The 719-nt window shown below is 74.0% G+C and carries 2 protein-coding genes; one reads left to right on the top strand and one right to left on the bottom strand.

Translation table 11 applies throughout. The features are described from left to right. The coding region (locus ABEB16_RS09890; RefSeq protein ID WP_345712091.1) for a methyl-accepting chemotaxis protein at nt 1–451 on the top strand (451 nt) is incomplete at its 5' end. A gap of 21 nt (nt 452–472) precedes the next feature. Here the strand turns inward: ABEB16_RS09890 and ABEB16_RS09885 are convergent. Continuing rightward, nucleotides 473–718 (bottom strand): chorismate mutase, encoded by a 246-nt coding sequence (locus ABEB16_RS09885; RefSeq protein WP_345712090.1) that lies wholly within the window; start codon nt 716–718, stop codon nt 473–475. Nucleotide 719: the final 1 nt, after the last annotated feature.

Raw genomic sequence — 719 nt, 5'->3', positions numbered from 1 at the left:
GAACCTGCTGGCGCTGAACGCGACCATCGAGGCCGCGCGGGCCGGGGAGATGGGCAAGGGGTTCGCGGTGGTGGCCGGTGAGGTGAAGGAGCTGGCGCAGCAGACCGCCCGCGCCACCGAGCAGATCACCCAGCGGGTGGACGCCACGCAGAGCGACGCAGAGGCCGCCAGGGTCGCCATCCAGGAGATCACCGACGTCATCGGGCGGATCGACGGGCTGCAGGGCACGATCGCGGCGGCGGTGGAGGAGCAGTCGGCGACGACGGCGGAGATGGTCCGCAACGTCGTGGAGGTGTCGAGCAGCTCCCAGGAGATCGCCGCGAGCGCCGCGGGCATCACCGGTGCCGTCGACCGCACCACGGCGAGCGCCTCCCGCACCGCCGCCTCGGCCGGGGACCTGGCGCGGGTCGCCGACGAGCTGCGCGTCCTGGTGGGCGGCTTCCGCTGCTGACGCCGCCCGGCACCGGGCGGGTCAGCCGCGGGGGATGCTCTCGTGGTGGCGGATGACCTCGGAGATCACGAACGCGAGGAACTTCTCCGCGAAGGCCGGGTCGAGCTGCGCGTCGACCGCCAGCCGCCGCAGCCGGGTCGTCTGCTCCGCCTCCCGGGCCGGGTCGGCCGGCGGCAGGGCGTGGGTGGCCTTGAGCACGCCGACGCGCTGGGTGAGCTTGAACCGCTCGGCGAGCAGGTGGATGAGGGCGGCGTCCAGGTTGTCGATG

The organism is Kineococcus glutinatus, from assembly GCF_039542765.1.
Lineage (GTDB): Bacteria > Actinomycetota > Actinomycetes > Actinomycetales > Kineococcaceae > Kineococcus_A > Kineococcus_A glutinatus.
This window is presented reverse-complemented; position numbering and strand designations above follow the sequence as displayed.